Origin of the sequence: Pseudoalteromonas sp. L21 (genome assembly GCF_021728035.1) — a bacterium.
GTDB classification, from domain to species: domain Bacteria; phylum Pseudomonadota; class Gammaproteobacteria; order Enterobacterales; family Alteromonadaceae; genus Pseudoalteromonas; species Pseudoalteromonas arabiensis.
In genome coordinates this window covers 1,005,817-1,029,344 of sequence record NZ_JAKKCV010000001.1, presented here as the reverse complement: position 1 = coordinate 1,029,344, position 23,528 = coordinate 1,005,817, and the positions used below count along the sequence as shown (strand labels likewise).

Sequence of the window (23,528 nt, the reverse complement as noted above, 5' to 3'; positions counted from 1 at the left end):
ATTACTGACTGACGCAGGAGACCTCAATGTTAAATGAGGACAATTCAGATAAAATCGGCACTCTTTACATTGTTGCCACGCCTATTGGTAACTTTGATGACATTAGCCAGCGTGCCATTCAAACCCTATCTGAGGTTGACTTAATAGCCGCTGAAGATACTCGTCATACGGGGAAGTTGTTAAGCCACTTTAATATCAAAGCAAAAACCTTTGCTTTACATGATCATAACGAGAAACAAAAAGCGCAGCAAATAGTTGACTGGCTTGAGCAGGGAATGAACATTGCACTGGTATCAGATGCCGGCACACCATTAATTAGCGACCCAGGTTATGCAGTTGTCAATTTATGTCGTGAACAAGGCGCACATGTAACGCCTGTGCCTGGTGCTTGTGCTGCGATCACTGCGGTATGCTGCTCAGGCTTACCAACTGACCGTTTTCAGTTTATTGGATTTACGCCAGCAAAAAGTAAAGCCAGACAAACTTTTTTTATGGAAGCGGTAAACTCAGGTATAACCAGCATCATGTATGAAAGCACCCACCGTATTATGGCAAGCCTTGATGATTTAGAAGAGGCGCTCGGCTCAGAGCAGCCTGTGGTGTTTGCGAAAGAGCTAACAAAAACCTTCGAAACCTTCTTTAACGGCAGCGTTGCCGAGCTAAAGCAGTTTTTAACAGATGATCCAACTAAGCAGCGCGGCGAAATTGTGCTTATGCTCCCAGGTAAGGCGAAGCAAAGTGATGATATTCCAGAAGATGCGCGCCGTATGCTTGCTTTACTCGAAGCCGAAATGCCACTGAAAAAAGCCTGTGGTGTCGTAGCTGAGTATTTTGGGTTGAAGAAAAACGCACTTTATAAAGCAATTATTGACGAAAAAGACTAATTCTTTACTGCATAGACGTGCGCGCTCAGGTATACTGCGCGCCGAGTCAGCCGAGATAATCGCTGCCTGCAACGAAAATGCGCAGGGGGAGGAAAGTCCGGGCTCCACAGGGCAGGGTGCCAGCTAACGGCTGGGGGGCGCGAGCCTACGACAAGTGCAGCAGAGAGGAGACCGCCAACTTCGGTTGGTAAGGGTGAAAGGGTGCGGTAAGAGCGCACCGAGCCACTGGTAACAGTTGGTTGCAAGGTAAACTCCACCCGGAGCAAGACCAAATAGGGTTCTATCATTTTAAATAATGAACGCGTGGCCCACGTGAGAACCGGGTAGGTTGCTTGAGCCATAGAGCAATTTATGGCCTAGACGAATGATTATCCACGACAGAACCCGGCTTATTGGCTGACTCACCAAATTAGATTAAAGCCCCGCAGCGATGCGGGGCTTTTGTTTTTTTGGGGAAGAAAATCCACTCCGCGCATACAAAACATCGCTTACTGGCTGACTCATCAAATTAGATCAAAGCCTCGCAGTAATGCGGGGCTTTTTGCTTTCTAAATCACAAGCAATTTTTAACCAAGTACTATTATTCCCTAATCGCCACCATTATTGATCTCGGACAAGGTTGCGACGTTGACTCTATTTTGCACAATGTTACAGTGAATTTGAAATCTAATTCTAGTCAAAGGAGTTGCCCATGCTAGGTGAAAAACACTCGTTATTGAATGAATTCCCAGAGTTTAATGAATTAATCCACAACCTTGCTAAAAGTGATGCGCACTTTAAAAATACCATGCAGCGATATGATGACATGGATAAAGAAATTAGAGAGCTTGAGCTCAATAGTTCTCCGATCGAAGACAGTGAAATGCATGAAAAGAAACATCAAAGAGCGGCGCTGAAAGATAAGCTGTATGATTTCTTGAAGACCAAGGCATAAAATCAAATCACACCTAATACCCCTTGCACTTATGACTCTCGCTGACAAGGGGTGTTATTTCCAGTTAACTCTAATTTAAGCCTTTCTAACGCTTTTAATTCCCTTATTTTCAATAGTTTTATATGTTGATAACTAGTTTATTTACGTTTTTCTAATGGGTGGAATTCATATGTTAGCAAAGGGAGCAATCAAAGCAGTCTCAATGTGCATGATGGCAATGTCTGTCAGCTTTAGTGCCACTGCAAGTATTAACAATACCGAAGTGATGTGGCCTGGTACTGTTTACAATACCGATATACCTACGTTTAAGCAGGTTCTTGGTTATGATGTAGGTGAGCGTATTACTAATTATAACGATATGCGCCGTTACCTCAGTGCCCTTGAAAAGGCGGCACCTAATCGTATTAAAGTGTTTAAGTACGCAAATAGCTGGGAAGGGCGTGAGCTGGTTTATGCGGTGGTTGGCACCGCTGAGCATATTAATTCATTAGAAACCCTTGCGAATAACACACAAGCTTTGGCTGATCCGCGAATTACTTCTGAAAAAGAAGCTAAGTCGCTGATTAAAAACTTACCGACATCAGTGTGGCTTCAGTATGCGGTGCATGGTAATGAAATTAGCTCAACCGATGCCGCATTATTTACAGCGTATCACTTATTAGCAGCCCCTAATGATGCTGTTAACAATAAAATTTTAGACAATACAGTGGTCTTTATCGACCCATTACAAAACCCAGATGGTCGTGAGCGATTTGTTACTCGTTACTATGCAACCGTCGGTCTTGAGCACAGTGCCGATCGCTTAAGTGCAGAGCATAATGAGCCGTGGCCAAGAGGTCGAACAAATCATTATTTGTTTGATATGAACCGTGATTGGTTAGCACTTACTCAGCCTGAAACAAAGGGAAGAGTGGCTGCAATCAATAAATATAAACCACAAGTGGTGGTTGATATTCATGAAATGGGCGGCGATCAATCTTACTACTTTGCACCAGCTGCTCAGCCATTTAACCCACATATGACAAAAACACAAATCGCCAATATGGATGCGATTGGTCAAAATCATGCGAAGTATTTTGATGAGTTTGGCTTTGATTATTTTACCCGTGAAATTTTTGATGCCTTTTACCCAGGCTACGGCGATAGCTGGCCCGTATTTTATGGGGCGTCTGCATCAACTTACGAAGTAGGTTCAGCTCGAGGGCACGTGTTTGAGAAAAACACCGGTGAACTGCTCAGTTATTTTAATACCGTAAAACGTCAGTTTATAGCGTCAATTTCAACCGCAGAAGGTGCCGCCAATCAACGTGAAAAATTACTGGGTGATTTTTATCAATATCAAGTTGATGCGATTGATTCGGGTAAAGATAGCAAAGAGCGTGTTTATATCTTACCTAAACAAAGTAACCGTGAAGGCGCTCACAGACTCGCAACCTTAATGGCTGAACATGGTGTTGAAGTTAAACAAGCAACTGAAGACTTCAAAGCATGTGGCGTTAAGTATAAAGCGGGTAGCTATTTTATTGATACCGCACAGCCGCGTGGTGTATTTGTGCGTACCACGTTTACAGACCAAGTTGATATGGCTGAGGCATTTGTAAAAGAGCAAGAAAGACGCCGTGCGCGTAACCTTGACGATGAAATTTACGATGTCACAGGTTGGTCACTGCCGATGATGTTTAATGTTGATAGCGATAGTTGTGACCGTACCGTTAGCGCAGACAGCAAAGCGGTTCTGGCCGATGTCACATTGCTTGGTAAAGTGAATAATCCAGAAGCTTCAGTGGCTTATGTTGTTGCCTGGGGTGATACGACTGCAGCACGCTTTTTAACAGCAGCATTGCAAGCAGGCATTAAACTGAAAAGTGCTGACCAAGCATTTGTTTTAGGTGATAAAACTAAGTATCCAGCGGGGAGCTTAGTAATCGAAAAGCGTTTAAACGACAAAGAACTACTTGCTAAAATTAGCCAAATTGCTGAGCAAACTGGTGCAATTGTTGATGGTGTCAATTCTAGCTGGGTGATTGAAGGCCCAAGCTTTGGTAGTAACAAAACAGTGCCCATGGTGGCGCCAAAAGTGGCGATGGCATGGGATGCACCCACCAGTGAGCTAAGCGCCGGTAACACCCGTTTTGTTATCGAAAGGCAGCTAGGTTACCCAGTCACGGCGATTCGCACGCCAATGCTCGCATGGGCTGATTTAAGTGATTACCAGGTGCTTATTTTACCGGAAGGTGATTACGAGCAAGGGCTCGGTAAATCAGGCGCGGCTAATTTAAAAAGCTGGGTTGAAGCAGGCGGCGTGTTGATTGCCCTTGGTAATGCAAACCGCTTTACTAGTAATGCCGATTACGGCTTATTAGATGTTAAGCGTGAGCAAGCTTACCGTGAAGATAAAGCCGACAGCAGCGATGATAAAAGCAGTAAAGTGGCAGGGCAGCTGTTCACATCTCGTGATGATTTAAAAGCAGCAAGCATCGAGCCTCACACATCGCCAGACTATGTAGCGGGTGTACTTGCTAATGTTGAAGTAGACCAAGAGCATTGGTTAACAGCAGGGGTTGATAAAAACCTCGTTGCGGTGGCTTACGGTAACGATATTTACACACCAATAAAACTGAACTCAGGTAAAAACTTAGCATGGTTCACAGGTAAGGACGATGTGCTAGCAAGTGGTTATCTATGGCAGCAAAATAAAGCACAGCTTGCGTATAAGCCATTATTAGTTCATCAATCGCAAGGTAAAGGCATGGTGATTGGCTTTACACAATCACCAACCTATCGTGCTTACCTTGAAGGTATGAATGTACTGCTAACTAACACAATTTTCCGTGCTGCAGCACATGCTCAGTAATCGCAAAAAATAATAAAAACGGCATCGACTTAGGTGCCGCTTTTATTTATGGAATCACAGGTTTTTGCTGGCTTATTAGTTTTTAGATTCAGATCAATGATCAAGCAGCGGTCATTTTCACCTGCTGCTAGTTTTTCAAAAATAGTAAGCGCTTTGCTAAGGCCCACTTGTAGAGTACAGACATCAACTGTTTGCGCTATTTTACTCATTTGCCTTGGTAAGCATTGCCCCATAGCATTTAACTGCTGTGTTATCAGCTTATAAGTTTTGAAGTGTTCTTTTGAAATATCTTCAAATGCTAATGAACCTGCATTTCGTAGTAGGTAAAAGTCACGAATAAAATCAAATAAAGTGACTTTACTCAACAAAGCATCTGAAGCTTGCGTTATTGGAGGGCTTGTAGGGCTATCGTAAAGTGTTAATAGCTCCTGGAAGCTATATGAGATTAGCTGGGTTTTAAAACTGTCAGGCCACTCTTTAGGTATAAATCGCCATTTTGCGAGTCCGGCTAGGTGTTGCAAAGTAAATTGCTGATAGTTTTCGCTGCCTAGAATATCCGCAAGCCATTTTTCATCTGGATTACGCTCTGCTAAGTGATCGTATTCTCTCTCATAAGCAGGAAATAATGTGTCAAAGTTAGCTATGGAATCAAGTAGTACTGTATCAACTTTAGCTTCACTTCCAAGTATACTTACGAGCTTGTAAGCTGGACGGTAAGCGCTTATGGATGGAGCTTGAATATTATAAAGCGTGTTTTTCTTTGCTCGAATTATACGGGTGTCATTCATATGCATATGGCCGCCAATATGCAAACGTAGCCCAGTTTCAGCTAACGCACTTTGCGTCTGATTTGTGGGTTTTCGAGTTAGTTGAAAAGCGTTGTCGCCGAACAAGTCCTTAATAGATTCACTTTGCTGATCGTAAAACTCTCCCATTGGAAAGTGACTAAATGCAATCAGTGTTTTGTGCTGTTCTTTTGCTGCGGTAACAAGCTGTTTTATCCAACTTAATAAGTACGGCTTTTCCGTTAAGACCTTGTTGTATCCTGCATTGCCTGATCCCTTGAAAGTAAGTTGGTTATTCTTAAACTCAGGTAAATAAACATTGGCATCGATAGCTAAAAGCCATAATCCTGCAACAGGTTCAACAAGGTAACTCGTATCAGGGATCATTACACAGTGCTTATTATCATTAGTGCACTGCTGATACTGGCGCTCGGCCAAAGAAGCGTGATTATCTAAAAAAGGTGTTTGCCATAGCAAGTCTTGGCTCTGTGGCTTTAAACCAAATTCAGACATCGCGTCCATGATTTCTTGATAGCCACCGTGGCTAATAGCATCATCGCAAAACAAGAAATCAGTATGAGGGGTTTTACACATAGCGTGGTCGTTACTAAAAATTGCCACCTCACGGCCTTGCTCATCTAAAAAGTCTGATTTACCAGCCGCACTTCTTATTGGCTTAACAGGATCATGATTGCCTGGAATAGCAAAAAAGCGCATTCCATAGCGTTTGCTGTAATCACTTAAAAGAGTTTTTAATCCCTTTAGGTGAACAGGTTGTCCGTCGTCGGTAAAATCCCCCGGTAATGCCACTAATTTCACGCCGCGTGCGGCAATATCATCTAGCGCTGCTATCAGAGCAAAGTAGTTTTCATTAAATAATCGAGTTGAGTGAAGCTGAGATTTCATGCTGCGAATAGAGACAGGCTTCGATTGGTTATCGAGCTTAATGCCAGCGAAGCCAGCTTGGCTAAAGTCAGCGTAAATATCGTGAAAATGTATATCTGGTATAAAAGCAATTTGCGTGTTTAGCTCTTTGGCATAGAGTTGAAACGTCGCAAAAAGCAGTGAAAGTAGTGCAAATAATCGCATTAATATAGCCTTACTGAAAAAATCGGGGCGCACCGCCCCGATGATCCGCTTAGAAACTGCCGCGTAAGCCTAATGAGAAGCGACGACCCGAGAACTCATACATAGTTGGGAAAGCAGGTGCTATGGTGTAGCCCGTAGTTTCTTCATCTGTAATATTGATGCCCTCAAGGGTGACTTTTATCGTGTCATTTATTTTGTAGCCAAACGAAACATCTGTTTGACCGTAAGCATCGCGGTAAACTGGATACATATCGCGTTCTATGTATTCAACATATTTATCTTTGTAGTTGTAAGAAATGCGTGCATCAAAGCTGTCATTCTCAAAATAAAAGGTAAGGTTATAGGTTTCGTCAGCTAAGCCTTCTGGTGGTGTTGGAATCGCTAAATCAGAGGCGCCAGTGAGCGAGTTATCAAGCGTCGTATAGTTAGCATTTATACCAAAACCTTGTAACATTGGGTGAAAGCGGGAAAATGGAATTTGTGCAATAAATTCAAGACCACTTACATCATAAGACCCTTCAGCGTTTACTTTTTGATAAACGTCAAAATCATACACGCCATCGACAGTGCCATTGTCGTTATATTTAGTTACGTCATTTACAACACCTGTAAGGGATTCACGTACTACACCTTCAATTTCTTTTTCGAAGTAAGACACAGCAAGTAAACCACCTTCTTCTAAGTACCACTCTAGCCCGGTTTCCCATTGGTCTGCGTAAGTAGGTTTAAGATCAGGGTTACCATCTCGGTATTTAAATTCACTTAAGCTAACTGTACGTTTGTAGGCAATATCAGTCAGTGCTGGGCGAATAAATGTTTCTGATGCAGCAGCGCGGAATAATAGGTTGTCTGTAAGCTCTAAACTAAAGTTAATGCTTGGTAGGGTCTCTTTGTAGTTACCTTCTTTTGAAATAGGCGCAGGCGTATAGCCTGTGCTACCGTCATCACTTTGTACTTGGTGATAGCCAGAAGAATTAACATCGGTATCGATATAACGGACACCCGCGTTTAAAGTAGCTGGTAATGTGCCAATATCAAATACAAAGTCAGCCATAGCGTAAATAGCGGTGGTTTTTTCTGATACTTCGTAAAACTCATCCGGTGCGAAATCTACTGCAAAACCATCGTAACGTAATTCATTTCGTGCATAATTATTTGAAATTTGACTCCAGTCTTGTTTAGACGATACATCAGATAGATACTCACCACCTGACACTAAATCTGAAATATCATGGATTTCGCTATCAGCTAAAGTACGTGTGCCTACCCATGATGAATCACCTGCAGAAGAGCCTGTAACTCTGTTACTACCATAATTACGTTGTTTAGATTTATCTGTATAACGCGCACCGAACTGTACTTTTGATAATGCAGGGAAGAAGTCTAGTTGAAAATGGCGGCTAAAATCGAGCTGAGCCGCATATTTGTCATCAGAGATATCTTCTAAATTTACCTCATAATAGTCAAATGTATAAGCTTCAGGAGAATTATACATGTCAAATGTATCTGGATTATCACTGGGAATCGTTTCGCCACCAGTTGATGTATAGCGAGTACGAGTTGGGCGGTATGCTGTGTGCTTTAAATTAGTTGTTTCTGCTAGTTTGTCTGCACCACTGTAACCAACTACTCCGTAAACTTCCCAATCGCCCAGCATCCAATCAAGGGTTAAGCTAAATTGTTGATAGTCTGTATCGCTACTATTTTCCTTACTTAAAAATTCGTGCTGCGTTGCGGCATAGTTAACATCAGTTAAAACGGTAATACCATAGTCAGCAAGGGTGGTGTTATCGTAATTGTTTATTTTTTCTAATGAGCTGATACTTGAAGCAGAGTAGGCCGCTGCGTCATATTGATCCTCATGATTATCAAAGTTACCAAGTAAAGCATCAAAGGTGAGGCTGAACTCACTGCTCGGTTTATATTGCAGTGATAAGGTTGCGCCCCACTTTTCTTGTTCTGTTAAGAAAGCTCTGTCGCCGACTTTATTCATAAACACTACACGGCTAGTCTCATCTTTATCGAAACGATCATTTATAGTGATACCCGTATCGCGTTCTAGAACATCAGCAGCTTGATCTGATTGCCATTGCGAGGATCCTGACTTTTCTAGCCAGCGTGATAAAGGACGAAAATCAATACCAGAGTTGCTATCTGTTCTGTTGGTACGTTCCGAGTATGCAAATGAGGCAAGCGCACCCCAGTCGCCAAAGGTATCACTTGCTAAGAATGCAAATTTAGGATCGCTCTTTTCTGAGATGTCGTTATATGCCCCCTCAACTGATGCTACGATTTGACGACCATCATAGTCAAATGGGCGCGCAGTAGTGATGGCTACAGAGCCGGCAATGCCACCTTCTTCGTCTGCTGCTGTTGGTGATTTTTTTACAGTGACACTTTGAATTATCTCTGAAGCGAACATATCAAATTCAACATCACGGCCACCACTGCCAGAGGCTGTGGCAAGGTTATTAATAGAAACAAATGTAAACTCAGACGGTAAGCTTCGTACATTGACTTTTTGACCTAGGCCTTTATTACGTTCAATAGTAACACCTGGCATACGCTGTAAAGCTTCCGCTAAGTTTTGCTCTGGGAAGTCAGCAATATCAGATGCCACTATTGAATCTGAGAAGCCAATATTTGTGCGTTTTAAATCAATCGCTTTTTCTAAACTTTTTATGTAGCTGCCAGTGACAACAATTTCTTCAATCGGTTCTTGGTTTTCTTCTGCGTAAGCGGGAGTGATTAATAATGAGCCAACAGCAAGTGCTAAAGGTGATAATGAAAATGCACGATACGTCATGTGAGTTAATTCCTGTTAAATGCAATATTTGGTTTAAATTCGCCTGTAAAGACGCTGCAATAACAAAGAAGGGGACGCCTTTTTTCGTGAAGCTTTCGTGACGTTTTTAAGTCGATAATTACTTAAAACTGTAACCAAATGATCATCAAACAGCTGTCCCCTTTAGGCTAGCATTTGCGTCATATCTAGATAAATAAGCTAGCCTTCACCACTAAATTATGGCTTTACCTTCAATGACTAACGGTTTGAATAATACAGTTACAGCGCATAGCAGAACCTTATTGCAGTGCTTTATAGCCAATCAAGACGCGCTTAAAGGTTTTTTTTGCAAAGCCGTTGCAGAGCGTGCGGATGCGGACGATTTATTTCAAAAGTTACTGCTAAAAGCACTTAACTCTGAGCATTTAGATCCGATAGATAATCCACTGGCATATGGTTATCGAATGGCCCAGCACTTGGTTATTGATCATCATCGTGAGCAAAAGAAAATACCAGAAAGCTTAGAGCATGAGCCGCATTGTGAGGCGTTATCGCTTGAGTCCGCGCTTGAGTATGAGCAGCGTATTGCGCTCTATCAGCGTATTTTGTCACAAATGCCAGCACTGCGTAGAGACGTGTTTATTCGGCGTCGGATTAAAGGCCAAACTCGTTCTGAGATCGCAAGCAGTTTGGGGATCTCTGAAGAAGCGGTAAAAAAACATATTTCGCGGGCAATGGATATGCTAAAAAATGCCATGACTGAGTATTTTTTAATGCATGAGTGTCCCCGTTAGGGCGATTAATCCGTCACATTAGTATTACGAGTAATTGAGATAACGATGAACTCTTCACACCAACATGATTACGAATCGGATAATGCGCTAGAAAAGGCTATTTGGGACGATCCTGCATTATTAGCCGCGCTTGAGCTGGTGGATACGCAACAGAATGAACAACTTGAACAAGCTAAAAAACGTCGTCGTTTAGCGCAATACTCTTGGGGCTGCGGTGCTGTAGCAGCGTGCTTTGCTATTTTCATGTGGACGTTAATGCCACTAAATGAACAGCGCTCGATACCAGCCTCTAATCTTGTAGCTGTGCAGCAATTTAGTAGTGATACAGCACAGCAAGTCAGCTTGTCTGACGGGACACAGGTTGCAATGAATGTGCATGCCCAACTTGAATTTACTGAAAATAGTCAAACTCGAAAAGCAATCTTAACTAAAGGCGAAGCGTACTTTTCTGTGCACCGTGATGAATCGCGGCCATTCACTATTGATGCAGGCAATGCCACGATTGAAGTGCTTGGTACGGCTTTTAATGTGGATAAAACATTGCGTGAAACCTTAGTCGAGGTTTTTCATGGCAAAGTGTCAGTGACTAGTTTAGATGGATTGCAGCATGTTGAATTAGTGAAAGGACAGCGTGCCCGAGTGAGCGATTCTGCAATACAGGTATCGCAATTTAATGCTTTACAACCTGATTGGCAGCAAGGCTGGTTGGACTTAGATAACGTGTCTATCAATGATGCTCTATTTCAGTTAAACCGTTATAGCGAAAAACCGGTCGTGTTAAAAAATGTGTCGGCAGATATACAAGTAAGTGGTCGCTTTGCTGTTAACGATATATTTGGGGCCGCAAAGTTAATTGCTCAGCTAAATACACTCGATGTCAAGCAGTATCCTGATAGCATTGAGTTAAGTAAAAAGGCTCGAAATTGACATGATTTTGTCATAAACCTTTCATCGAAAATAGACACAATGTTTTCCTCTAGTAATGAGGATGCAAGTTAATGGGGCGTATTTTCTGCTTTGCTTTGATGCTGTTTGGTGTGTATGCCAAGCAGCTATATGCTGCACAAAGCACCCTAAAAGCAGCGCTTAATGCACTGGCTGAGCAGTACCAAGTTGCAATTATTTACCCAGATAAGTTAGTGAGTGACGTGGTTTTACCGTCAGCTGAAGTTCCTAAAGCTAACAGTATAGAAGCACGCCTTGATACATTATTACTAAAAAATGGCTTTATTTGGCAGCAAACCCCATCGGGAATTGTGGTTTCAAAGTCTGTTAAAATACAAAGTAAAACTCCATCACAGCTTGTGATGGAAGAAGTGACGGTGACGGGCGATAAGCATAGCAAAGCCTATACACGTTTTTATGACCGAAACTATCAACAAAGTGCAGACTATGCACAGCAACAAAAGCAAAATTACATAGGTGAAGCTGACTTTGCTAATGGCGCAATGCTTTCTTTATTGCCCGCAGAGAATTTAGCTGAGGCATTGCAGGCTATTCCTGGTATGAGTATTTCCCGAGATCGCGGCGAAGCACTTAATATAAGTGCGATGGGACTTGGACCAGAGTATCAATTAACATTGTTGAATGGTCACAGGTTAGCGAATACTGAAAACGTTCGTAACTCGAATCAATACGGTCAGCAGTACCGTTTTGATACATTTAGCGCCGAACTTTTCTCTAATATTGCGGTATACAAATTGGCTGACTCAAGGTTTCCAAGCGGAGCGGCAGGAGCGACAGTTAACTTGGTGAGTGATGATCCGCTTTCATTTGATGGTGATCATTTAAAGGTAACTCTGACCAGTGCTGCACTTGCAGGTGAGCGTAACTTTCAACCAAGTTTTGGTTTAACAGCGAATACTCTTTCAGCTGATGAGGAGTTAGCTGCGGTTGTTAAATTTAATTACGAGAACCGATTACAAAGGCAATTTCAATTTGAAACGTGGCACTGGGGCAATAATGAGGGAGCTCCCGCAGCTTATTATTGGCAGGGATTAGAAAGTAATAGCTTAGTACCTACCGATACGCTAGCACTGACCATCGAAAATGAAGACAGGACACGAACGAGTTACTATGCAAACCTAGCTTGGCGACCGCACCCGCAGTTCGAGTTAGATACGCTATGGCTTCGTTCGGATACAGATTTTACTTACGATGAGCATCGTCTCTCGATTAATCCTCTAAGTGAACAGGCTAAAGCCACCTTAGATGAAAAGAACAATAGTGTTCAAAATGTGCAGTTTGGCGCCACGCAAAGTAAATCCTCACGAGAAGAATCCGGTCTTTATTACCGTAATCAGACCTTTCAAATCATACCAACATGGTATGCAAAAGACGGTAGCCACTGGCAAATAAGTCCGTTTTATAGCCATAGTGAATCACTTAGTGCAACCAAAGCCCCTATTACTCGAACTCATGTTGATTTAAAGCCTGTGCCAGCAGTGGTTTCGATTTCAGGCAAAAAATTGGCTCAGTATGAATTTGCTACAAATCTGGCACTGGTTAATAGTTACTCGCAGTTGTCGCAGTTGAGTCGACGTATGATAGAGGTCAATGACCAAGTAACAGAGTGGGGAGTCGATAATACATGGCAAGTTTCATCTAGTTGGGGGTTGTCGAGTGTGCAGTTTGGTGCCGTAAAATCAGCACAATCTCATCAATACCTGCGCCAAGATATTAATTTATCTAAAGCACAATTAGCTGCTTTACCTGATCTTGATGGCCGTTGGTTGGAGCCTCTGAATAAGCCATTTAAAGCTGATTTTCTATCGCAGCCAATGCAAGCTTGGTTGATCCCAAAACGTGATCTTTTGCAGCTTTATGATATTGAGCTGCCCTTTTCTGAGCGACACACCAATGATTACTTGAATAGCTATGAAAACAAATTTACTGCCTATGAAAGCTATATTCACAGTTTATGGCAGATACCAGAACTTGAAAGCTTAACGGCTGCTTTTGGACTTAGGTATAGTGATACAAGGAGTAAAACATTAGGGTATCAGCTCAATGAGAATAACCAATTAGAAGAGCTTTATAAGCAAGTTAAATTCTCTATGTGGTTGCCTTCTTTGAATATTAAATGGCAATTGTCTGACCAATGGCTTGGTCGATTAGGCTATAGCCGAGCAGTGAATCGACCTAATTATTCTGACTTAAACCCAAAGCTTCATGTTAATTCTGGAGGATTACCTTATGCAGAAGTCGGCAATCCAACTCTAAAACCCGTGGTAGCAGATACGACAAGTCTATCGCTCAATTGGTTAACAGAAGAAAATAACCTGCAACTCATGGCCTTTAATCACCAACTCGATAATTTTATTGTTGAACAAATTAAAGCCATTACCTATCAACAGCAACAGTACCCAGCTTTACAGGCAACCAATGATGGCCAAGCAACAATAAATGGGCTGCAATTAAGTGCTGATTTGAGTTTGCCTATGCTATCAAACTCTTTTTTGCAAAGTCGTATGATAACGAGTGTTAGTCAGTTGCTGGACGCTAAATTAACGGCTAAGCAAATTAACAACCCTGAGATTGAAGGGGTCTCTGAACTAACAGCAAATCTGCGCTTCTTGTTTAATGCTAAGAGATGGCAAAGTGCTGTTAACGTTAATTATCGAAGCGAGTTTTTAGAGCAACGAGACTTATCGAATAATGCTGATGTATATATTGATGAGTTTACCTGTGTTGATCTCAGCTACAGTTGGTTTTTCTCTGATGCGGTAGCATTGCGTTTTGATATTTTTAATGCCACAGACAAAAGTCTTGTTCGAGAGGTGCAAACAAACGATGCTTCATCTCTTATGAAGGTTGAGCAATTTGGTCGCCGTTTTGTACTTAGCCTTTCATTAACTCTGTAAGAAAACTTTCATTGAATTTCTTGTCCACTAAATGGGAAATGTTTCGTCTAAATAGTGGCACTCAAGTGTCACTCATCAACAGAGAATAAGGAACATAATATGGATAAATTAATGGCATTAACCACGGCAAGCCTTTTAATAACGAATGCTGCTTTTGGGCAAGAATTGCCTCGTTTAGATGAAGCCGTGACTTGGTATAATCAAGCAGCAGTACGTAATTTTGCACCGGTATTTGATTTTGACTCGGACGGCTGTTATCCAGCCACACCTTTTGATAAAAATAATAATTTGGCGCAAAACAAAGGCGAAGATGCGGCATGGAAAACGCCTTGGGGAGGATGTAGAGATACTGGCTGGGAGCTATTCGCGAATACTATGCATCGTCAGTTATGCCATCAAACAGATAACCAAGACCAATACTGTGCGCACTTTTATGAGCTCTATTTTGAAAAGGATCAATCAGTTCACTGGTCATTTGCGGGTGGACATCGTCATGACGTTGAAACGGTGATCGTTTGGACTGTGAAAGAAAGTGGTAATGAGTATATTAGTCACGTAAGCACCAGTGCCCATGGTAATTATGATACGCGAGCGTTTAATGAAGTGCTCCAGCAAAACGGTCATCCTATGGTTGTTTATCATAAAGATGGTATTGGTACTCATGCATTTCGCTATGCAAATCAGCAAGACAAAGAAACAGTCGAATTCTTAGGTAACTGGGGAGTGTTCTATACGCCAGTGATTGTTAGTCATTACCGTGGTACAGATACATTTTATAGCGACAGTTGGGATCGCTATTGGGCAAATAAAACTTACCGTGAAACACTCGAGGCCAGCGATTTTGGTTCAGCAAGTTTTAAAACACGTCAAGAAAATGTGATGATAGATCAAGCAAATACAGCAAAACCAAACTCAGGTGGATGGCAACAAGTCACTTTCAGTGCATTTGATGCAGCACAAACTCGCCACGCTGAGTTTCAAGCAAACTATGCTGATATTGCGTCGCAAATTAACGAATAATTATTATTGATTAGGAAAGCTCGCAGCATACGCTGCGGGCTTTATATTTTAGTTAAGGTGTATTAAGCCACAATCCCCAGAGGCTTGCCTGTTTGCCAAGCGCCACGGGTAAAGTCCGGAATTGTTTTGCTGTTACTTCTATCTGCAACCGATGCCATACTTTGCGGGAAGATTGATGACCATGCTGCGGCATCGTATACATCTTGATCGAGTGGCTCATTATTACGTAAGCAGTAGATCATCCGCCAAAGCATAATGAAGTCCATACCGCCATGGCCACCGTTACGAACCGCTTCTTCACCCATGCGTTTCCACAGTGGATGATCAAATTCAGCACGCCATTTTTCCATATCCTGATCCCAGCTATGGAAGTTTTGTAAATGTGGCTTACGACCTTGCGAACCCGCTTTTCCCCACGCTGCGAGCTCAGCTTCATATTGCTGTTGATAAATTTTTGCAATCGCTGGTGGCACATCTTCAAGGGCAATACGGTTAGGGAAACCGGCAAATGTTCCATTCGTACCTTGAATTAGGTTATGGCGGCTGTACGGGCGCGGGCTTGTGGTGTCGTGCTGCACCATAATGCTACGACCTTTCACTGTTTTAATAATACTGGTGTTCATGTCGCCAGCAGTAAATTTTAGTGAACGACGTTCGTGGCCTACAGGGAATTCACGCTCTGCATAAGCGGCGCGGCCAAGTGCTGGTGAACTGACTGATGTAACAAAGTCAAAGCGATCCCCTCGGTTGATATTCATATACTGAGATACAGGGCCTAAGCCATGGGTTGGGTATAAGTTACCGTTCACTTTTGTATGCCAGTAAGTGCGCCACGAGCCAGTACTGCGATCAATTTCTTTCATTTGCCAACGCAGGTCATGAATATAAGCGGCTTCACCGTGTAGTAATTCGCCAAATACGCCTTTACGAACCATGTTTAATACCATTAACTCGTCACGGCCGTAGTTAACGTTTTCCATCATCATGCAGTTCTTTTGCGTACGCTCTGCGGTATTTACTAGTTGCCAACACTCTTCCATCGTAGTTGCTGCAGGCACTTCAACAAAGGCATGTTTACCACTTTCCATGGTCTCAATACTCATCGGTGTGTGCCATTTCCAAGGTGTTGAAATGATCACAATGTCGATGTCATCACGAGCCAGCATGTCTAAATAGGCTTTGTCAGACCCCGTATAAGCAGTAGGTTTAGGTAAGCCTTTTTCAACAACATAGTTAACAGACTTGTCTAGCATCAGCTGATCTGTATCGCAAATCGCTTTAATTTCAACACCTTCAATGTGGCAAAGATGTTTTACATGGCCGCTACCACGTTGACCAACCCCAATAAAACCAACACGTACCACATCCATTGCTGGCACAGCTAAGCCCATTACGCTTTTACCTTGTGCTGCAAGTGGGGTGCTCTGATTATCACCTTGTTGGCTTTTCGCACAGCCAGTCACGACTGTCGCGGCGGTAATGGCTGCGGCAGATTTTAAAAAACTACGTCTATCTATTGTCATAACGATACCTAAATCACTGAGATTATTTTAATAGTGTGTTTCAGTTGTTTCTGTTATATCGCAACTCAAAGTTAATTACAATTAAATGCTTTCAAATTCTTTCGTAAATTTGGTTTTTACTATTTCAATCCTTGTAAAATAACGTGCCTAGTGTATTTTAAGCTTACTTTTTGTCTTTCATTGTCTTTCGTTGTGTTGTGTGTGGTTTCGCTCTGTGCTACTGTAATTTCAAATCAGATATCTAACCATTAGCGTAAGCTGCTTGGAGAAAACCATGAATGCATTAAAAACGATTATAAATAACAATCGAGTAGGGCAAGCGCAGGGTATTTATTCTGTGTGCTGTGCACACCCGCTCGTTATCGAAGCAGCAATGTTGCAAGCTCTCAATGATGACACCGAAATTTTAATTGAAGCTACAGCGAATCAAGTTAACCAGTTTGGTGGTTACACAGGTATGAAGCCCCATGACTTTGTTGAGTTTGTTCATGCAATAGCCGAAGAAGTAGGGTTAGATACCCAGCGCATTATTTTAGGTGGTGATCATTTAGGCCCAGTGTGTTGGGTGAATGAGCCTGCAGACGTTGCGATGATAAAAGCTGTAGAACTAGTAAAAGCCTATGCAAGTGCTGGTTTTAAGAAAATTCACTTAGATGCCAGTATGCCATGTAGTGATGATGGTGCGCGTTTAGCTGATGCTGAAATTGCCAAGCGTGCAGCATTGATGTGCCAAGCTGCTGAGTTAGTCTCAAAAGATAACGATATTCTTTATGTAGTGGGTACTGAGGTTCCTCCTCCGGGTGGCGCTACAGAAGAGCATGAAGTTATTGAGGTATCGCATGTTGAGGGGGTACAGCAAACAATTGAATTACATCAGGCTGCGTTTGCTAACTTAAACATGAGTGATGTGTGGTCGCGTGTTATTGCTGTTGTTGTGCAGCCAGGCGTTGAATTTGATAACCATCAAGTTTTTGACTATCAACGTAATAAAGCGAAAAAACTGAAAGAGTTTATTACTACTGTCGATAATCTTGTTTATGAGGCTCACTCTACTGATTATCAGCCAGAACATTGCTACCACGAGTTGGTGCAAGATCACTTTGCCATATTAAAAGTGGGTCCACAGCTTACCTACGCACTACGCGAAGGGTTGTTTGCTTTATCTTATATTGAAGATCAATTAGTTGAACCTGCTAAACGCTCTCATTTGCGGGATGTGTGTGAGCGTATCATGCTAGAAAAGCCACATTACTGGAATAAGTTTTATCCAACAGAAGGTGCTGAAGCTAAGCTGTTTAGAGCTTATAGTTATAGCGACCGTATTCGCTACTACTGGCCTGAAGATGAAATAAAACAAACAGTAGAAACCTTATTTGCCAACTTAGAAGCGCAAACTATTCCACAGACTTTGCTTAGCCAATTTATGCCAGCGCAATACAAGGCATTGAATAATGGCAAAATTAACTCATCACCGCGTGAGTTAGTACTTAATAAAATAATGGAAGTAACGAATACCTATTCGCTTGCTTGTAATCAATAAGTGGTGTTGAGAGAGAATTAATTATGACGCAGTATCTATCATTAAACGAAACAGAACTTAAGCAACAAAGCGCTTATTGGACAGCAAAAGAAATTTCACAACAGCCAAGTTCATGGCGTAATACAGCAAAACTGGTTGATAATAATCGCGCTGAAATTAATGACTTTTTAGTGCCGATTTTAGCATTTAAAAACTTAAAAATTGTTTTAACTGGCGCGGGTACATCAGCCTATGTTGGCGAAGTGTTAGCACCTCATTTAACGGCCAAAACTGATTTAAATGTGCGTGCAGTTAGCACTACCGACATTGTGTCTAACCCACATGGGTTTTTACAAAAGAGCACACCAACCTTACTTATTTCTTATGCGCGCTCAGGTAACAGCCCTGAAAGTGTTGCTGCGGTTGATATCGCAGAGCAAGTTGTTGAAAAGTGCTATCACTTAGTCATTACCTGTAATGAAAATGGTGAATTAGCTAAAAGGGCGGCAGCTAAAAAAAATAGTTTTAGTGTACTTATGCCAAAAGAAACCTTAGATGAAAGCTTTGCAATGACCAGCAGTTTCACCTCAATGCTGCTTTCAACCTTATGTATTTTTACCCCTGATGTTAACCAGCTTGCACAAGTAGCTACGCAGACAGAGCAGCTACTCGACACTCAACTTGAAGAGATCAAAGGCTTTGCGCAAACTGACATTGAACGTTTGGTGTTTTTAGGGGCTGGCTCGTTACTTGGCTATGCTAAAGAAGCGGCTTTAAAGTGCTTAGAGCTGACCAATGGGGATTTAATTAGTTACTTTGAAACCCCGCTTGGCTTTCGTCATGGTCCTAAAACCATCATTAATGATAAAACCGCAGTGTTGTTAATGGCCTCAAGTGATTTTTATAGTAGTTTGTATGATGCTGATTTACATAATGAGCTATTAAATGACCAACAATGTTTAGCGGTTAAAAAACTGGCGTTAAATACTGAACTGGTCGAGCTAGATGATGTTTGGCAAGGCTTGTATTATATTGTCTATTGTCAGATTTTTGCATTTTATAAATCAATGTCACTCGGTTTAACACCTGATAACCCTTGTCCGACGGGCGAAGTTAACCGTGTTGTAAAAGGGGTAACTATTTACCCATTAACTTCTCGCTAAGTAGTGTTGGGTAAAGTATGGCTGTTTACGGACTCGATATTGGTGGTACAAAAATAGAGACCGCCATTTTTAATGATAATTTAGAGCAACAGCAAAGTTGGCGTATTACTACGCCAACGGATGACTATCAGCAATTTTTGCACGCAATTTATCAGCAGGTAATTAAAGCCGATGAGCTGACAGGTTGCCAAGGTGCGGTGGGCATCGGTATGCCAGGTATCGTTAATGATGAAGGTAAAGTGCTGTCGGCTAATGTGCCGTGTGCCACAGGCAAATTGATTGCCAACGATCTTCAAGCATTATTAAAACGCCCTGTTGCGATATTAAATGACACCCGATGTTTCGCCTTATCAGAAGCTAATGGCGGAGCTGGTGAAGGTTACAGCCGAGTATTTGGTGCTATTGTTGGCACTGGTGCGGCGGGTGGTATGTGCATTGATGGAACCTTGTTTAACCAAGGCTTGGGTATGTCGGGGGAGTACGGTCATTTACCGCTGTCTGCGTATTTGCAGCAAAAATACCAGCTGCCGGTTTTAAAATGTGGCTGTGGTTTAAATGGCTGTGTCGAAAGTTATATTGCGGGGCCTGGTGTACAAACCTTGTATCAACATATTACGCAATCTCCTAAATCTGCGATTGAATGGGCAAACGATATCAAGCGCTCGGATGAGCAAGCCTTAAAGGTGCTCGCTTGTTACTTAGATATTCTTGGCGAAACCTTTGCTGCTATTAGTAAAAGTTTACACCCAGAAGTTATCGTACTTGGGGGCGGTTTGTCGCTCATTGATGCAATTGTAGAAAAGCTCCCTGACGCAATTCAAACTCATTTATTTTCAGGTTTTGCCGTGCCCGACGTGAAGCGCGCAAAATTTGGTGATTCTAGCGGCGTAAGAGGCGCTGCAATAATAGGAAGTGTTCATGCTAATTCCAGCGCATCTTAATCGTTATTACTTAAAAGCCGCAAACGTGGTGACTGCTGATGCGGTTTTACTCGATCATGTGGTCTTGGTCGAGCAAGGTAAAATTAGTGCTATTACCACGCAAATAGAGCCCGAGATCGAGGTAATAGAGTTAGGCGAACATAGCTTATTTCCGGGCTTTATCGATTTGCATATTCATGGCCGTGAAGGCTGCGATATTATGGATGGCACCCCAGAATCACTAGAGACTATTTCTCGTGCTTTAGCAAAGCATGGCGTAACGGGGTTTGTTGGCACCACGGTGACCGCAGACTGGGACGTATCAATTCAAGCTTATAAAAATATGGCGAGTGCCTATCAAAAAGGCTTAGCGGGTGCGCAGTTGCTGGGGGCTTATAACGAAGGTTTATTCTTTGCAGAAGCGCATAAAGGCGCGCATAACGAGTCATTTTTTTTAGAACTGACTAAACAGCGATTTGATGAAATTTATGCCGCATGTGAAGGTTGCTTAAGCTCCTTTGCATTAGCGCCAGAACTACTTAAATCACCTGACATGATCCGCTATATCACTGATAAAGGTGTACGGGTGATGCTGGGTCACACAGATGCTAATTTTGCGCAAACAACACACGCTCTTGCCCATGGTGCCTGCGGTGGTGTGCATATTTTTAATGGTATGCGCGGTATTCATCATCGTGACCCTGGTTGTACTGGCGCACTGTTGATGGACAACGATGCCATGGTTGAGCTTATCCCTGATGGTATTCATTTGCACCCAAGCATCATGAACATGGTTTACCGCTTAAAAGGGGCAGATAAAATTGCTCTAATTACAGACTGTGTAAGTGCCGGAGGCTTACAAGATGGTCGCTACCGCTTAGGAGAGCTTCCTATTGTGGTTGAGCAAGGGGTTGCAAGAACCGAAAGCGGCTCTTTAGCGGGCAGTACATTAACCATGGAAGTGGGCGTTGAACGTTTTTATAACCTAACTGATGCAAGCCTAGTTGAAGCAACTAAAATGGCCAGTTTAGTACCCGCTGAGTTTTTAAATAAAGCGGAGCAAATAGGCAGTATTGCGGTTGGTAAACACGCTAATTTTGCACTGCTCGATAAAGACTTTTCTGTTCAAGCAACGATATGTGCGGGTAAGCAAATCTTTTAAAAGTTAACGATACGAATGCAGGCAAAAGTATTTGATGCCATTGTTATTGGCAGTGGCATTACAGGCGGCTGGGCTGCCAAAGAACTGACTGAAAAAGGGCTCAATGTACTGCTACTTGAACGTGGCAGGCAGGTTGTGCACGGTTCTGACTATTTCACTGCGTTTAAAGACGATTGGCAACTGCCATTTCGCGGCAGAGCTAGCCTGCTAGAAAAGCGGCATCAAGCTAAACAAGCACGCACTGGCTATGCCACCAAACAGTCAATAAAACACTGGTTTGTGAATGATTTGCAGCACCCTTATCTAGAATCGCAACGTTTTGACTGAATCCGAGGGTATCACCTTGGTGGGCGCTCATTAACTTGGGGGCGGCAATGCTTACGCCTCAGTGATATAGATTTTGCAGCCAACAAACAAGATGGTCACGGCGTTGATTGGCCAGTGCGCTATCAAGATATTGCGCCTTGGTACGATAAAGTCGAAGCCTACATCGGGGTTATTGGCGAAGCGCTAAATTTACCTCAGCTACCTGATGGACCTTACTTGCCTCCCTTCGCGCTTAATGCCGTAGAACAGCAACTTAAACACAGTTTATTAACCCACCACACTAATCGGCACCTAACAATCGGGCGAGTGGCGCATTTAACCAAGGCAAAACCTGAGCAAGGTCGTGCCGCATGCACCAAGCGCAACCGCTGTATGCGTGGTTGCCCAACCGGTAGTTACTTTAGTAGTTTAGCCTCGACCTTGCCTGCTGCAATGCGCACTGGGCGACTTACCATTCAGACTCACTCCATTGCCAAAGAGATTATATACAACCCAGAAACTAGGCAAGCCACAGGTGTGACTGTGATTGATGCTGAATCTAAAAAAGAGCGTATTGAACGAGCGAACATTATTTTTTGCTGTGCATCAACGGTGGCAACAACAGCCTTGTTATTAAATTCAACCTCTGCACGTTTTCCTAATGGCTTAGGGAACGACAGTGGAGAGCTTGGCCATAACCTCATGGATCACCATTTTAGGGTTGGCGCAACGGGTGAGCCTAAAGGCTTTGATAATGATCTCAATGATGGCGATAGACCCGTTGGCTTTCATATCCCGCGTTTTCGAAACCTTAATAATAAAGAGCAGCATAGCTTTATTCGTGGCTATGGCTATCAAGGGTATGCAACACGTAAAGATTGGCGGCGCGGTTTTAAAGAACTTAGCTTTGGTAAGTCTTATCGAGAAGAGCTCGCCAAACCAGGGCCTTGGCAAGTTGCATTGATAGGCTTTGGTGAATGCTTGCCTTATCATCGTAATAAAATGAGCTTAGATCCGGTATTAAAAGATCAATGGGGATTACCTTTAGTTAATTTCGATTGCCAATTTGCTGAAAACGAGCAGCGCATGCGCGAGGATATGAAAGCGCAAGCCGTCGAGATGCTGACCAAAGCAGGTTACCAAAATGTGCAAGCGTACGATAAAGGCTCAGCGCCGGGGCAGGCCATCCACGAAATGGGAACTGCGCGAATGGGGCATGATGCGAGAAGCTCTGTGCTTAATCGCTATAACCAAATTCATAGTGTGCGTAACGTCTATGTCACTGATGGCTCGTTTATGTGCTCGTCGGCTTATCAGAACCCTTCGTTAACCTATATGGCATTTACTGCAAGAGCCGCCGATCATGCTGCACGACATTATCAAAATGGGGTGTTCAATGGCTGATTTACAAAGGCGAAATGCGATTAAATGTTTAGCAGCATTATTCGGTGCGGCTATTACGCCAGTGGCTGCGACTCAGCTATTTGATAAAGTGGATGACAATCATTTTGAGGTGCTTAAAACAGCGGCTCACCGGGATGTGGTCACGCAAATGCAGGCGGTTATTTTGGAACTGGAGCCAAATGAACAGCTGTATTTTAATTTAGTCGCTTTCACAGATTTAATGCTAGCAAATACACAAACTACGACTGAGCGTACGACATGCTTAAAAGGCGCAGAGCTGATTGCAGAAGGTGCTCTTTCATCGTCGCAATTAGCAGATAAACTCACAGGTTTATTTACTATCTCTTCACTGCAGCAACAGCGCATAATAGCGCAGCAAGCCTTACCTCTTTCAGAAGTGAGCCCTGATAAGCGTGACGAGTATTTAATTTATAAGTGTATTTTTACCGTGCGTGAATTTTTGCTACTGGGCTATTTCACATCAGAAAAATTGCAGGCTAGTTAAATAGTAAAACAACTAAGC

17 protein-coding genes and 1 other RNA gene are annotated in these 23,528 nt (G+C 42.7%); 15 read left to right on the top strand and 3 right to left on the bottom strand.

Annotation, left to right across the window (positions count from 1 at the left end; all coding sequences use genetic code 11):
* The first annotated feature begins 26 nt into the window (after positions 1–26).
* From rsmI to L3V41_RS04645, 4 genes are all read left to right on the top strand, one after another.
* Positions 27–884 (top strand): 16S rRNA (cytidine(1402)-2'-O)-methyltransferase, encoded by an 858-nt coding sequence (rsmI, locus tag L3V41_RS04660; RefSeq protein WP_062568584.1) that lies wholly within the window; start codon positions 27–29, stop codon positions 882–884.
* A 42-nt stretch (positions 885–926) separates the two neighbouring features.
* Positions 927–1,292: RNase P RNA component class A (rnpB, locus tag L3V41_RS04655), an RNA gene on the top strand.
* A gap of 283 nt (positions 1,293–1,575) precedes the next feature.
* Positions 1,576–1,818 carry a DUF465 domain-containing protein gene (locus L3V41_RS04650; RefSeq protein WP_062568585.1) on the top strand — a complete coding sequence of 81 codons (243 nt, stop codon included), beginning with the start codon at positions 1,576–1,578 and terminating at the stop codon, positions 1,816–1,818.
* Between the two features lie 169 nt (positions 1,819–1,987).
* The gene (locus tag L3V41_RS04645; RefSeq protein ID WP_062568586.1) at positions 1,988–4,672 is read left to right on the top strand and encodes a M14 family metallopeptidase; all 2,685 of its coding nucleotides are present in this window, start codon (positions 1,988–1,990) and stop codon (positions 4,670–4,672) included.
* A gap of 29 nt (positions 4,673–4,701) precedes the next feature.
* On the opposite strand, the gene L3V41_RS04640 is transcribed toward L3V41_RS04645, so the two are convergent.
* On the bottom strand, positions 4,702–6,546 hold the full coding sequence (locus L3V41_RS04640) for a metallophosphoesterase (protein ID WP_237127231.1): 1,845 nt from the start codon (positions 6,544–6,546) through the stop codon (positions 4,702–4,704).
* A 49-nt stretch (positions 6,547–6,595) separates the two neighbouring features.
* Entirely contained in the window at positions 6,596–9,352 is a 2,757-nt protein-coding gene (locus tag L3V41_RS04635; RefSeq protein WP_193987840.1) for a TonB-dependent receptor, read from the bottom strand.
* A gap of 233 nt (positions 9,353–9,585) precedes the next feature.
* Here L3V41_RS04635 and L3V41_RS04630 point away from each other — a divergent pair, with 233 nt between their 5' ends.
* The 4 genes from L3V41_RS04630 (at position 9,586) to L3V41_RS04615 (ending at position 15,008) form a co-directional block, all read left to right on the top strand.
* Complete coding sequence (locus tag L3V41_RS04630) at positions 9,586–10,125, top strand: sigma-70 family RNA polymerase sigma factor (protein ID WP_062568589.1); 540 nt, start codon at positions 9,586–9,588, stop codon at positions 10,123–10,125.
* A gap of 45 nt (positions 10,126–10,170) precedes the next feature.
* Positions 10,171–11,052 carry a FecR domain-containing protein gene (locus L3V41_RS04625; protein ID WP_193987839.1) on the top strand — a complete coding sequence of 294 codons (882 nt, stop codon included), beginning with the start codon at positions 10,171–10,173 and terminating at the stop codon, positions 11,050–11,052.
* 71 nt (positions 11,053–11,123) lie between these two features.
* Complete coding sequence (locus L3V41_RS04620) at positions 11,124–13,988, top strand: TonB-dependent receptor (protein WP_237127230.1); 2,865 nt, start codon at positions 11,124–11,126, stop codon at positions 13,986–13,988.
* Positions 13,989–14,087: 99 nt separating this feature from the next.
* A complete protein-coding gene (locus L3V41_RS04615; RefSeq protein ID WP_237127229.1) occupies positions 14,088–15,008 on the top strand; it encodes an NPP1 family protein in 921 nt (306 codons plus the stop codon).
* A 62-nt stretch (positions 15,009–15,070) separates the two neighbouring features.
* Here L3V41_RS04615 and L3V41_RS04610 read toward each other — a convergent pair whose 3' ends face one another.
* Positions 15,071–16,531, bottom strand: a complete 1,461-nt coding sequence (locus tag L3V41_RS04610; RefSeq protein ID WP_237127228.1) for a Gfo/Idh/MocA family oxidoreductase — start codon at positions 16,529–16,531, stop codon at positions 15,071–15,073.
* A gap of 274 nt (positions 16,532–16,805) precedes the next feature.
* Here L3V41_RS04610 and L3V41_RS04605 point away from each other — a divergent pair, with 274 nt between their 5' ends.
* From L3V41_RS04605 to L3V41_RS04575, 7 genes are read left to right on the top strand one after another with little or no spacing between them, the layout of a single operon-like run.
* The gene (locus L3V41_RS04605; protein ID WP_193987835.1) at positions 16,806–18,071 is read left to right on the top strand and encodes a D-tagatose-bisphosphate aldolase, class II, non-catalytic subunit; all 1,266 of its coding nucleotides are present in this window, start codon (positions 16,806–16,808) and stop codon (positions 18,069–18,071) included.
* Between the two features lie 23 nt (positions 18,072–18,094).
* Positions 18,095–19,213, top strand: a complete 1,119-nt coding sequence (locus tag L3V41_RS04600) for an SIS domain-containing protein (protein WP_237127227.1) — start codon at positions 18,095–18,097, stop codon at positions 19,211–19,213.
* A gap of 17 nt (positions 19,214–19,230) precedes the next feature.
* Entirely contained in the window at positions 19,231–20,154 is a 924-nt protein-coding gene (locus L3V41_RS04595; protein ID WP_237127226.1) for an ROK family protein, read from the top strand.
* Positions 20,132–21,295 carry an N-acetylglucosamine-6-phosphate deacetylase gene (nagA, locus tag L3V41_RS04590; RefSeq protein WP_237127225.1) on the top strand — a complete coding sequence of 388 codons (1,164 nt, stop codon included), beginning with the start codon at positions 20,132–20,134 and terminating at the stop codon, positions 21,293–21,295. Before L3V41_RS04595 ends, nagA begins: the two co-directional genes overlap by 23 nt.
* 15 nt (positions 21,296–21,310) lie before the next feature.
* Positions 21,311–21,622 (top strand): FAD-dependent oxidoreductase, encoded by a 312-nt coding sequence (locus L3V41_RS04585; RefSeq protein WP_237127224.1) that lies wholly within the window; start codon positions 21,311–21,313, stop codon positions 21,620–21,622.
* On the top strand, positions 21,623–23,005 hold the full coding sequence (locus tag L3V41_RS04580) for a GMC family oxidoreductase (RefSeq protein WP_346656314.1): 1,383 nt from the start codon (positions 21,623–21,625) through the stop codon (positions 23,003–23,005).
* Positions 22,998–23,510 (top strand): hypothetical protein, encoded by a 513-nt coding sequence (locus L3V41_RS04575; RefSeq protein ID WP_237127222.1) that lies wholly within the window; start codon positions 22,998–23,000, stop codon positions 23,508–23,510. Before L3V41_RS04580 ends, L3V41_RS04575 begins: the two co-directional genes overlap by 8 nt.
* Positions 23,511–23,528 lie beyond the last annotated feature (18 nt).

Coding starts and splice junctions, on each gene's coding strand:
- L3V41_RS04605 (WP_193987835.1), top strand. CDS start 16,806: ATGAATGCATTAAAAACGATTATAAATAACAATCGAGTAGGGCAAGCG.
- L3V41_RS04575 (WP_237127222.1), top strand. CDS start 22,998: ATGGCTGATTTACAAAGGCGAAATGCGATTAAATGTTTAGCAGCATTA.
- L3V41_RS04600 (WP_237127227.1), top strand. CDS start 18,095: ATGACGCAGTATCTATCATTAAACGAAACAGAACTTAAGCAACAAAGC.
- L3V41_RS04640 (WP_237127231.1), bottom strand. CDS start 6,546: ATGCGATTATTTGCACTACTTTCACTGCTTTTTGCGACGTTTCAACTC.
- L3V41_RS04610 (WP_237127228.1), bottom strand. CDS start 16,531: ATGACAATAGATAGACGTAGTTTTTTAAAATCTGCCGCAGCCATTACC.
- nagA (WP_237127225.1), top strand. CDS start 20,132: ATGCTAATTCCAGCGCATCTTAATCGTTATTACTTAAAAGCCGCAAAC.
- L3V41_RS04635 (WP_193987840.1), bottom strand. CDS start 9,352: ATGACGTATCGTGCATTTTCATTATCACCTTTAGCACTTGCTGTTGGC.
- L3V41_RS04650 (WP_062568585.1), top strand. CDS start 1,576: ATGCTAGGTGAAAAACACTCGTTATTGAATGAATTCCCAGAGTTTAAT.
- L3V41_RS04615 (WP_237127229.1), top strand. CDS start 14,088: ATGGATAAATTAATGGCATTAACCACGGCAAGCCTTTTAATAACGAAT.
- L3V41_RS04645 (WP_062568586.1), top strand. CDS start 1,988: ATGTTAGCAAAGGGAGCAATCAAAGCAGTCTCAATGTGCATGATGGCA.
- L3V41_RS04595 (WP_237127226.1), top strand. CDS start 19,231: ATGGCTGTTTACGGACTCGATATTGGTGGTACAAAAATAGAGACCGCC.
- L3V41_RS04625 (WP_193987839.1), top strand. CDS start 10,171: ATGAACTCTTCACACCAACATGATTACGAATCGGATAATGCGCTAGAA.
- L3V41_RS04620 (WP_237127230.1), top strand. CDS start 11,124: ATGGGGCGTATTTTCTGCTTTGCTTTGATGCTGTTTGGTGTGTATGCC.
- rsmI (WP_062568584.1), top strand. CDS start 27: ATGTTAAATGAGGACAATTCAGATAAAATCGGCACTCTTTACATTGTT.
- L3V41_RS04585 (WP_237127224.1), top strand. CDS start 21,311: ATGCAGGCAAAAGTATTTGATGCCATTGTTATTGGCAGTGGCATTACA.
- L3V41_RS04630 (WP_062568589.1), top strand. CDS start 9,586: ATGACTAACGGTTTGAATAATACAGTTACAGCGCATAGCAGAACCTTA.